Below are 12,180 nucleotides of genomic sequence, written 5' to 3'. Positions count from 1 at the left end.
ACAATAAAGCCGGCCCAAGCAACAATGCCTGCTCGCAATGATGATTCTTTACCTTTCTATTACTTTTTTATTAAACTTCCTATTAACAAACATTGTAAGTATCGGAGCAGAGATAAAAATTGAGGAATAAGTACCGGCTATTATCCCAAAAAATACAAGTACGCTAAAACTACGGATTGCCTCACCGCCAAAAAGAATAAGGGCTAAATTGGCAAGTAGCGTGGTAATAACAGTTAAAATAGTTCTTGATAAAGTCTCATTAATACTTAAATTTATAATTTCCGTGATATTTTTTTTATGATATTTACGTAAATTTTCTCTAATCCTATCATATATTACTACCGAATCATTAACGGAATAACCTATAATAGTTAACACTGCAGCAATAGTACTTAAGTTAAAATCAAGCTTTGTCATACTCATAAACCCAAGAGCGAGTATTACGTCATGCACTAAGGCGATAAGTATACCAAGACCAAAATACCACTCAAAACGCACCCAAATATAAACCATAATCGCTAAGAAAGAGAATAGCATCGCCATAGCCCCCGCTTCTATTAGCTGCCTACCGACTTGCGGACCGACAAAATCTACCTTACGATATTCAAACTTATACGGAAAATTACTTTGCAAAAATCCCTTAATTAACTCAATATTTTTCATGAGATTTTCTTCACTACTACTACCGAATCTAATCGATAAATCACGCTCACTACCGAAATTCTGTAAGACCACCTCACCTATTCCAAGCTTGCCTAGAACCCCACGCATTTTTGGCAAATCAGGAGCTTGATCAAGCCTTACTTCAATAACTATACCGCCGGCAAAATCAATACCGAAATTAAATTTATATATACCGATCCAAATAAAGCTAATGAGTGATAAAATAATTGAGAAAGTGTAACTAACTTTTTTAAAATTCATAAAATCAAAATCGATTTTATTAGGTAAAAGTCTTAAAGGATAAATTTGCATTATTATATATTTTGTTGAATAAGGATTATATTTGTATTATATAGTAAATTCAAAAAGGTTAAATGATTTTTTATGTCAGAAGTAGTAGTAAAAGAACAATTAGAGCAATATATAAGCAAAATAGAAAGATTAGAACAAGAAAAAGCTGATTTATCTCAAGAAGTAAAAGATATCTTCCAAGATGCTTCTTCACATGGATTTGATGTTAAAGCTATGAAATCTATATTGAAACTAAAGAAATTAGATAAAGATAAACTTGCCGAGCAGGACGCTATGCTTGAGCTTTATAGAGATACTTTAGGGATTTGAGGCATACGTCATTGCGAGGAAATTACGAAGTAATTGACGAAGCAATCTAAGGAGTTTGTTATTATTTCATGAGATTGCCATGCAGCCTACGGCTGCTTGCAATGACGTATTTAGTATTCACGTAGCAATGCACTCTTTCGCAGTAATGACATAAGAGATACAAATATATTTAAGCTTTTGCTGCCTTAGTTTTAGCAATAGGGATATGTCTCTCTTTAATTCTAGCCGACTTACCGCTTCTATTTCTTAAATAATAAAGTTTAGCACGACGAACTACTCCGTATTTTACTACATCAATAGAGTGTACCATCGGCGAGTAAGTCATAAAGCGTCTTTCGACTCCTTCACCGTGGCTAATTTTACGTACTAAGAAAGATGAAGTAATACCGCGATTTCTTTTTGCGATAACTACACCTTCATAAGCTTGAAATCTTTCCGTTAATTTTTCCTTACCGTCTTTCTCAATCGATCTATCAATAATTTTAACAGTTACCTTAACTGTATCGCCGGCTTCAAAATCAGGAATTTTTTTATTTGCAGTACGCTTTGAAATATTTTCCTGTTCAAAGCGGTCAATAATATTCATTTTTTAACTCCTTAACTCTATAAATCTTTAAGTAACTCCGGACGGCGTAATTTAGTAATCATATGTGATTGCTCTTTTTTCCATTCATTAATTAGCCTGTGGTTACCGGATAACAAAACACTCGGTACAGCTCGACCACGCCAAATTTCAGGTCTTGTATATAGGCTGCATTCAAGCCCGCCCTTAAATTCCCCGTCTTCTTCAAAAGACTCAGAAGATAAGGTATTTTGGTTCATTAAAACACCTGGCAGTAGTCTAATTAAGCAATCGAGAATGGTGAGGGTAGGTATTTCTCCGCCGGATAAAATGTAGTCGCCTACACTAATTTCTTTAACATTATACTCTTCAATTACACGTTCGTCAATCCCTTCGTAACGTCCACATAAGAATATGAGGTTTTTATTTTTTAACATCTCTTTAGCAAAGCTTTGGGTAAAGACTCTACCGCGAGGTGAAGGATAGTACATTTCAGCATTAGGATTTAAAGCAAGAGCATGATCTATGCTACTGCCTAGAACATCAGGACGCATTATAAGCCCGTTACCACCGCCATAAGCCTCATCATCAATATTTTTATGCTTAGTTAAACCGAAATCTCGAATATTAATAACGTCATATGACCAAATATTTTTATTTAGTGCTTGTCCTGCTAAAGAATGTCCTAGAGTTCCAGGAAACATTTCAGGAAAAACGGTTAAGATTGTGGCATGAAGTATAGACATACGTTTAAAATAGTAGACAGTACCAATTAACGCAATTAAATTATAATTTAATTATTTATCCCACCCACCTGTCCTATAATCTTCTTTTCTTTGTTTTTTAGCAGCAGCTGTTGTACCACTCCTAAATGCTTCAGCTTTTTGTTGATGCGTTTTATGAGCTTGATCACTTTGAAATTTTTGAAATTCTGCTTTCTTAGCAGCTGCTATATTAATGGACTTGTTATTTTCTCTAAGCGTTTCATAGCATCTTTATCTAAACTAATACCTGCTTCTTTTGCTTGCTGCTCTTTTAATGCTGTCTTATAACCTGCTGCTGCGTTTTTAGCTATAACTTGCCTCTGCATCAACCCACTTTTCTAGAATCTTTCTTCATTGCATCATTATATGGATTTATCTTATTATTTTTAATATCCTTTATTTGTTTTTCTGCTTTCATTTTATCAAAAAATCTTCTGGCATAACTTCCCCCCAAATTTAAGTTAAAAATATATCTATAGTTGCATATATTTCAAAAAAAGTTAATAAAGAAAAATAGATGTATAAGTAATTAAAAATTAACCAATTTGTGTTATAAAAACTTCATCACTTCCTCAGCGATGATTAGCTCTTCGTTTGTCGGCACAGCGAAAACTTTAACCTTACTGCTTTCAGCACTTATTAGATGCTCATTTTTTTGGTTTTTTGTATCATCTATTTTAATGCCTAGCCATAAAAAGTTTTTCAGTAATCATTTCTCGTATTACAGTGGAATTCTGTCCAACACCGGCAGTAAAAATTAGACAATCAACTCCCTCAAGTGCAGCAGTTAGCTTACCTATTTCAAGTACAATGCGATATACAAATAAATCTATAGCAAATTTAGCATCAGGTGAGTTACTGGCAAGCAAAGTACGCATATCGGAGCTTTCACTGGACATACCGAGTAATCCTGATTTCTTATATAGTAACTCGGTTACTGCTTTCGTAGTCATTTGCTCATGATCGATAAGATATAACACTACTCCAGGATCAAGGTTACCTGTCCTTGTACCCATCATAACACCGTCAAGTACGCTAAAGCCCATGGAACTTGTTAAACTAAGACCGTTTTTAATAGCACATAGACTACTACTGCGTCCTAAATGAGCTATAATAGTCTTTTTGTAGGTAAATCTTCCTTTGTCATTTCGTTAAAATGGCTGCTAACATATTTATATGATAACCCCTGAAAACCGTAACGAATTATCCCTTTATCATAATATTTTTTCGGTAAACCGAAAACTTTTGTAATAGGAGGATTGGTAAAATGAAACGACGTATCAAAACAAGCTATATGTGAGATTTCTTTATATTTTTGAAGAAATAAAGCCAGTACCTGCAAATTATAAGGTTGATGCAAGGGACTTTTAGAGGTATTAATGGTCTTAAATCTTCACTAACTTTTTCATTAATAATAACCAGTTTATTAAAAATTTTCTCGCCATGGACAATACGGCGACCGGTTGCAATTAACTTGAGATTTTGTTGTTTTTTCCACCAATCTTCAAAAAGATCAATAATCATTTCAATAGCATCATTTTTAATGTCGGTAGCAGATGCCTGTGTTTTATTTATATGAAATAATATTTCATTATCATTTTTTCTAAAAAAATATTATAAATTTTATCCTTAACTTTTTCATTCTGAATTTCAAAAATAGAAATTTTCAAACTAGATGAGCCGGCATTAGCTATTAAAATAACATTTTTCATTATTTACCTGCTTGGATATGTAGCTTCGCCTTAGTGTGATTATAAATAAATGAAGCAAGTACACAGGAAATACCATAGGATCGGCTCTACTTGTTAAAATAATAGGAACACGGGCTCCAAGAACGATACCCGCCATAAGCCATAACCGCTTGACCCAAATATTTTAGCTGCTTTGCAAGCATATTGCCTGATTCAAGATCAGGTACTACTAATATATCAGCATTTCCTGAAACTGAAGAGCTAATGCATTTTGCTTCTGCAGCAAATAAAGAAATAGCATTATCAAACGCAAGCGGTCCGTCAACTATAGCATTCGTAATTTGCCCTCTATCTACCATTTGCGATAAAGCAGCAGCATCAAGGGTTGTAGGGATTGCAGAAGTTACCGTCTCAACTACCGATAATACCGCAACTCTAACCTGCGTGTCTTCTCTGATCATATGCATTAAATCAATAGCATTCTGCACTATATCACGCTTATCTTCTAGAGTAGGACGAATATTAATAGCAGCATCGGTAATAATGAACGGTTTTGGAAATGTAGCAACTACCATTAAGAAAGCATGGCTTATACGACGTTCAGTACGTAGAGTCCATTCTCCTTATAAACTACCACAGACATAAGCTTATCAGTATGAAGCGCCCCCCGCCCCCCTTGGCATAATAGCCGCAACTTCCCTTTGCTTCGCAAGCTCTACGGCTTTTTTTGCTGCTTCGTGGCTATACTCAACATTAATTACTTAGTTTTAACAGGCTTAAAGCCGTCGGCTCTAAGTAATAGATCGATGAAATGCTTTGCTGCTTCATCACAGTCAGGATCGTTGATTTCTTTTGGCGGAGTATAAGTAGTACCTAATTTCTTAGCTAGAATGGCATCTAAAAAAGTCTCGTTTATTATATTATTATATGTTGCTTCTTCATAAACCCCTTAATAAATTAATCACTAACTTAATTAGATAGTATATAAGTTAATTAATAAAGGGAAAACTAATTATTGTTTTTAGCGGGCATTTCTTAAATGCTATTAACGCAACAGTGTATATTCGCGTGTAGGCATTGTTGCGTAGTTCGGAAAATACCCTTATAATGTCATTCCCACGGAAACGAGAATCCAGTAAAGCATAAAAAAACTTGTTTTTTATATGCTTATTTTATCAAATATGTAACTTCTGTATCAATATTGAAGTTATTTTTCTGGATTCCTGCTTTCGCAAGAATTACATAAGAGCTATATATCAATCATTTAAATAATTTCCAATTTCGTTCTTGCGGTGGAGAATCTTCTCTTCCTTCAGAAAAAAATCATTAGTAGGATTTGAGCTTAGTTCTGTAAATAGTTCTTCCCAACTTTTTGCGGTTTTAAGCTTTTATCTGATGATAAATACTTGAGTTCTTCAGAACCATTTTTAGTTTGATCATTCATCAATATGTTTGTTTTTACATATTCTATATACTGTAATTGTTAAAAAAAACAATTATGAGTTATTCTACTTCATATTTCTTAAATGATCTTCTAATTTTCTTAGCTTTCTACCCTCGTTTACTATAGGCTTTACATAGGTTTGCATTTTGGCATTTTCTCTATATTTATTAATCTTATCGATCTGAGCATTGACTTCATCGGTAATGGCTTGCTTTCTATCCTCTATTTTATTTAATACTTCAGTACTATATTCATAATTTTTAACATCAGCATTAAAGTTATTAAGCTCTTCTGTAATCTTTTGGTCTATTTCAGCTCCCTCGGCGGTATCTTTAACTTTTTGTGCTATTAATGCCGGCATTTCTTCGATCTTGATATCATCTCTTTTGAAATGATCTTTAAGCTCTTTATAAGTTTGCTCTAAATTTTCCTGGGCTTTCTCGTGCATAATATCATAATGCTCTTGGCGACGAATATATCGATCTCCATCTATAAATTCTGCATGTTTTCTATGAGCGTTATCTATCATATCGCGCATCTGAGAATCAGTAGCTTTCTCACGCATAAATCTGTCGCCCATCATTACCGGTTCACCTTCCTCAAATAACCTACCATGCACCTCATGAATAAGCTTTCTTTGAGCTAATTCTTGATAATATTCCACATCACTATGTCTGCCTGCTTTTTCTAGTCTTGCTAGATATTCCGGTGATAATATATCTGCTTGAGCAGCTAGCGCCTCCTTATTAATATGCATTTGGAGCTCTTCATGTTCTCGTGCTTTTTCATCATCTTTTAATTTTTCGCTATAAGTTCTAAGCCTTGGATCGTTATATTCAAAATCATGCCATTCGGCACTGGTTAGATTACCCTCATAAGCATCACGTAAATCTTTACCGACTATTGCAGTTAAAACTCCTCTTTTTATTCCTGTATAACCTGCATATATTTTTTCGCCTATACCTACACGCTTTTCTTCTTTTAATTTACGTTTTGTATCAACACGATGTTTTATCTCTTGCCAACTTCTAAGCACTCCTATATTCTTACCGAACAGACCAACACCTCGCCCGGACATTTCTTGGTGAGCATTTTTATAAGCATCTTGATAATCTCTAGTAAAGTTTGCATCGCTAGCGAGTTCACGTAAGTTAGCATCTTTTAATGACTTATCAAGCTCAGCTTTTTGTTCTTTACTTAAAGCAGCGTAATCTTTCACTCCATATTTATTTGCAGCAATTTTATCTCGAAGCTGAGTAAACTTCATTTGCGATAGTTCTTTTGCTTTTAATTCATTCCCCTTAGGTAAATTCTTTAATAATCCTGCAATACCGTTTTCATAATCCGTAATAGCATTCATTTTTACATCTTTAGAATCTATACCGTATTTTCTCTTAACCTCATTTTGTACGGTTTTATTTGCTGAAGAACCGAGAGCTTGCTTTTCAAGCCTTCCCATCATCATATTTTCAAACTTCTCGGCAAAAAACATACGAACTTGCTCTTTCCCGGCACTTACACGGCTAGTTACAGGTGCACTTACCGTCTTAGCCACATAATTTAGCGGTCTATTCATTTGTTTCGCTGCAGATTCATAAGATTGCTGATTAACTTTTTGTATTTCTGTTAAATTACCTGAAGTACCGGCAATAAATTGTGCCGTCGATATAGCAGTATCGTTAAATTTACTTAGCAAATAAATAGACACAAAAATTAGTAATATCCCATCAAGTTGGACAAATTTCCCATTTATAAAATTACTAATTCTTTTTGCATCTTTAACTAAATCTAAAAACGGTAATTCAATATAGCGTTCATCTATACACTCATACGCAGCACAATGCTTACATTTATCAGGGTCATTCTTACAAGAATCATCTACTACTATATGATCTTTAGGAACTAATATATTTGCTTTGTGGAAATTATTTATACCACCTTTCATCGGTACTGGGAACCACCAATAAAATATTGAATGACCCAGGCTTGGATCTATATCCTCAAGGAAGCTACCGAATATTTCATTTATCGGACCTAAATTAGGAAAATCATGTTTACATACTGCAAAACCAAGCGTTGAATATATTTCGGTTCTGATGATCATTGAAATAAAAGCGATACCGGTAAATAAAATTATAGGCTGTAATGCATATGATATTAATTGTCTTAACCAATTCTCAAATAACGAACGCGTTATATTAAACAACATGAAACAAATAAATATCGGTCCCATAATTATAATCATACCGATAGTTATAAGAGCGGTTAGATAGATAATAGTGGCTTTAAATATAAGAAAGAAAATAAAATATAAGGCTATTAAATATAGAATGATATATATAAAACCAAGCCAATCAACAAATAGTAAAGAAAATAATTTAGATAAAGTTTGAGGAGAAATAAGTAACCCAAGCAAGCTTTGAGAACCGGGACCGGTAGCCGAAGCTTCATTAATTATTTGCAGTATTTGCTGAACCCCATCAATAAAAAATACGAATAAATAATCATGAAAAAATGTCCAAGCTTTATCAGTACTTAATAATATTGAGACTATACTAACTTTTAATATTCTAACTATAAGTTCGACATGAGTAAGGTTTATATTACCTATTAAAAAGGAAAAGCCTGTAAACATTATGTATAGAGTTAAAATAGCCGAGACACTCATCCTATAACCCGACGTATCAATTATTTGTTGATAAGTTTTCTTTATAATCCCATCCTTACCAAATAATACTCCTTTTATTAAATCCGTTAAAAATTGTAGCGGATCGGCTCTAGTATCAGTAACTCCGGACTTTATTACTAATCTATATTGCCCGCTATTATCATTATAAAATTTATCTATAATCTTAAAATAAAGAGGAGATTGAGCATATTTTGACTTATCTTCACCTTTATATTGATAATTTATACCGCCGGCTTTCGAGAATTGTCCTGTACTACTAGTACTATAAAATTCATAGCCCGAAGTAAGCTCCTCTCCTAAATGCTGAGTTATACCTTGCGGTTTACTCTGTGAGTCCGGTGAAATATTGGGATCGGTATTTTTAGCGGCAATAAGAAAATAAAGCCCGACACCGTTTGTCATTATACATGGAGCATTACTAATCATTGCATCATTTTGATTTGCGGGATTAGGAGTACACATATCAAGTCTAGTATTATCCCAAAAAGTACACGGTTGTAGCTTAACGCAAAAAGCAGCCAAAGTAGTTGTGTTATTTTTTTGACCATACCATGGACACCATGCAGATAACTGACCTGAAGTATTTTTATCGCCAAGTATATAACTCCACGGTCTTACCATAATGGTTAAAGGATAGCCGTTTACTTTATAAGCACTATCACGCCATGGTGCTACCTGATTACCTTCCTGTCTTGAAGTAATTTCTTCCGGATCATATCTAGCAGAGACATTGAATTTGATAAAACCGAAATCATCAGGGTCAATACAAGTATCGCCGGTACAACCGGAAAGCAGCAATAGCGATATTAATAATGTAATAAAAATATTTTTGTTCATTTATTATGTGTTATTTCCATATGTCTTAATTTCAATGTCATTGCGAGCGACCATAGGGAGCGTGGCAATCTCATGAAGCAGTATTAAATTCCTGAGATTGCTTTGTCAATTGCTATGCAATTTCCTCGCAATGACGGTGAAAATATTTACAATTATTCTTTCTTCTCTCCTTCCTCTTTCTTCACATCATTACGCTCAGCAAGAAATTTATTTGTAAATTCACCACCTACTTCCGCTTTTCTAGCTTTATAATTTTGATCAATTATCTTGTCTTTGAAAACTCTAGCCGGAGCCATTGCAGCCTTTTTAATCGGTTTTGTTACTGAATCTATATCCTGCATAACGGCTCCCACAGGATCAGAACGTTCTTGATAATTTCCTGATATTCGTGCCGGTGTAACATTTGTAAGCATTCCAACTACTATATTTACAAAAGTTACTAAACTATATGACATCAAGCAATATGAATAAAATAATAAAGCCGTAGTAAATAATACTAAGAAAGTATTAGCATTGTTCGTTAGAATATTCGAGCTACTAATTTCTGGAACATCCGGTACATAGAAAGGTATTCCGGGTAAGAACGGTAATGTAAAAGAGAAATGAATCGGAATACCAAGATTTGTTAAATCAAGCCCTATTTTTATTGGTATAAGAGTATCCCAACAGGCTCTAACTACCACTTTTAAAAGCTGCTCAGATAAAACCTGATCTATCAATAAAAAGAAAATCAATAATATTGTCGGCTGCACTACATAGCTAAGCAATGTCGATATCCAATTATCAAATAAACTTTTAGTTTTTTCAAATAACATTAATATTATAAAAAACGGTGCCAATGAAATCATAACAGTTACCCCTATGAATGCAATCACATAACCTATTATAACTTCTAAAATAGCTCTAAAATAAGTAATAAGTGAATAAATGGTTATAATAGCGATAAATGCTAAACCATTATGTATTTGTAATAATTCAATAAATAGTAATCCCCAAATCCTACCGTTAGTATATTTATCAAATATAGGATCAATAAAACCAAAAATATTAGATCTAGAGCTTGTAGCACCTACTACGTTAGTTACAAAGAAATCAATACCGTCAGTAAATGCACTAAAGAAATATGTATTAAAGAAGCTCCAACTTTCTTCTCTAATTAAAAAAGCTACTATAGCTATTTTGCATATACGTGTTATTACTTCTACGGCAGTTAATTTTAATGCTCCTGTAACGAACATTAGCCCAAATATAGTAACATAAAGGGTTAATGCAGTTTTAGCTAAATTCTGCACTGCAGAATTTTTAACTAACTTAATATAAAAGTTTTGACTAAAAGTTCTAAACTGATCTGTAATAGGTTTAATAGCACCGTTATATATTATATCAGAAAACCAAGTTGTACCGGTATAATTAGCATAATTTACACTAACTACCCCTTGTATATTACTATTAGGATTTACCACCCTTAACCATAAATATCCATCTTGCGGGGCATCAGTCGCAAAGTTATAATCTACCGGCATACCACGAACAGATGGATCAGGTAATGTACCATCAGACGTTATTAAATATTCTAACTTTATATTTTGTTGATCATCAGGATTAATTAAATTTGCCCCATTACCTATTTCAACAATCATTGAATAACAACCAAAATATAAAAAATTAGCTGACCAATCATTCTTATTTATATAATCTACAAAACTAGCATAATTTGAAAAATTTCGGCTCCAATCATTCATTAAAACTGAATTACTAAACATGTTACTAACTTGCCAATCGCTAGTAAAATCCATAATACCACCGCTAGTGGCTTGATAATATATAAAGCTACTTTGAGTACTGCCTGAATTTACAAAACTCTGATCTTGTCCCTTAATAACCTGCCCGCCTACTTTAATTATCATCCCTCTACCTTGATCGTAATAGCAAGCAGGGCTAGTATTTATACCGGCATTAGCAGGACAAGCCTTAATTAAGCCCATGAAATACTGTACCGCTCCCGTTATCATAGGCTTACCGACTATTACTCCATTATCGGTATTTTTATACTTTGTAGCAGTACCCGTGCCGCTACATACACTTTTTCTTTCCTTATCTATCATATTACACACCTGCTCTGCAGAAGAGTAAATTATTCTATTATCAAAATCTCCAAGGTTACTTTGAGTATAAAGTGCAGAAGCAGCGAATATCGAGCTATCAAGTTCCTGTGTTAAAATATTATCTACGGTATTAGGAAGTTTTAGAGTATTAGGGCTAAAAAAATTATCTTTACCAACTAAACTAATATTTACTACATCGCCGGCCTTAACTTCAATTCTCGAATTACCGTTAGAATAGTTAAAATATTTAACAAAATCAGACATTTTAGTAAATGAAAGTGCATCAAGGTCTTTATCAGGCGGTATAGTCCCCGGTGTTTCACTGTTATTGTCCGTAACAAAACGAGGAAATCCTAAAGCTTCAAATTGTAATTTAGAATAATTATAAGTTTTAATGAAAACTTGCGGCATACTAAACCTTGGATCAATTCTATATAATACTAGATATTTTCTAGGTTCAAGAGTAATACCTGAAGTAGACCAATTTATTTTTAACAATTTACCTTTCTGAACAGTATTACCTGTTGATTGCCAAATTCCGGCTGTAGATAAACTAATTCCTATATTACCCTCTTGAAAACTTGTAAATTCAGGCACTTCTAAACAACCGAATAAGCTTTTTAGCCCACCAAAACTGGTTGACATCCATGAAAAAGCATCATCGGCTTTAGCTGGCATCGCCATAAACAAAACTAATAAAACTAAACTCTTAAGAATTTTCATAATTTTAAATTGTTATCCAACACGTCATACCGTGGCTTGTCCATAGTATTAAATAGTAAACCTGTCATTGCGAGCAGTTGT

At 33.6% G+C, this 12,180-nt stretch carries 8 protein-coding genes and 2 pseudogenes; 1 reads left to right on the top strand and 9 read right to left on the bottom strand.

Annotated elements, in window-relative coordinates; genetic code table 11:
• Positions 1–48: 48 nt before the first annotated feature.
• Positions 49–975: a protein translocase subunit SecF gene (secF, locus tag RC_RS00800; RefSeq protein ID WP_010976830.1), complete on the bottom strand. Its 927-nt coding sequence runs from the start codon at positions 973–975 to the stop codon at positions 49–51.
• Positions 976–1,047: 72 nt separating this feature from the next.
• On the opposite strand from secF, the gene RC_RS00795 reads away from it, so the two are divergent.
• Positions 1,048–1,284 (top strand): DUF2312 domain-containing protein, encoded by a 237-nt coding sequence (locus RC_RS00795; RefSeq protein WP_004996682.1) that lies wholly within the window; start codon positions 1,048–1,050, stop codon positions 1,282–1,284.
• Positions 1,285–1,453: 169 nt separating this feature from the next.
• Here the strand turns inward: RC_RS00795 and rplS are convergent, their stop codons facing one another.
• The 8 genes and pseudogenes from rplS to RC_RS00755 all read right to left on the bottom strand — a co-directional run bounded on the left by rplS (position 1,454) and on the right by RC_RS00755 (position 12,099).
• A complete protein-coding gene (gene rplS / locus RC_RS00790; protein WP_010976829.1) occupies positions 1,454–1,870 on the bottom strand; it encodes a 50S ribosomal protein L19 in 417 nt (138 codons plus the stop codon).
• Positions 1,871–1,887: 17 nt separating this feature from the next.
• Entirely contained in the window at positions 1,888–2,592 is a 705-nt protein-coding gene (trmD, locus tag RC_RS00785) for a tRNA (guanosine(37)-N1)-methyltransferase TrmD (protein ID WP_010976828.1), read from the bottom strand.
• A 203-nt stretch (positions 2,593–2,795) separates the two neighbouring features.
• A complete protein-coding gene (locus RC_RS09545; protein WP_016830618.1) occupies positions 2,796–2,936 on the bottom strand; it encodes a hypothetical protein in 141 nt (46 codons plus the stop codon).
• A complete protein-coding gene (locus RC_RS10685) occupies positions 2,936–3,064 on the bottom strand; it encodes a hypothetical protein (protein WP_267878452.1) in 129 nt (42 codons plus the stop codon). Before RC_RS10685 ends, RC_RS09545 begins: the two co-directional genes overlap by 1 nt.
• 96 nt (positions 3,065–3,160) lie before the next feature.
• Positions 3,161–4,322, bottom strand: a pseudogene (locus RC_RS00770) (acetate/propionate family kinase).
• Positions 4,322–5,220 (bottom strand): annotated as a pseudogene (locus RC_RS00765) (bifunctional enoyl-CoA hydratase/phosphate acetyltransferase). The pseudogenes RC_RS00770 and RC_RS00765 overlap by 1 nt, the downstream one beginning before the upstream one ends.
• A gap of 589 nt (positions 5,221–5,809) precedes the next feature.
• Entirely contained in the window at positions 5,810–9,271 is a 3,462-nt protein-coding gene (locus RC_RS00760) for a type IV secretion system protein (protein ID WP_010976823.1), read from the bottom strand.
• A gap of 152 nt (positions 9,272–9,423) precedes the next feature.
• Entirely contained in the window at positions 9,424–12,099 is a 2,676-nt protein-coding gene (locus tag RC_RS00755; protein WP_010976822.1) for a type IV secretion system protein, read from the bottom strand.
• Between the last annotated feature and the right edge of the window lie 81 nt (positions 12,100–12,180).

The organism is Rickettsia conorii str. Malish 7, assembly GCF_000007025.1.
GTDB classification, from domain to species: Bacteria; Pseudomonadota; Alphaproteobacteria; order Rickettsiales; family Rickettsiaceae; genus Rickettsia; species Rickettsia rickettsii.
This window is presented reverse-complemented; position numbering and strand designations above follow the sequence as displayed.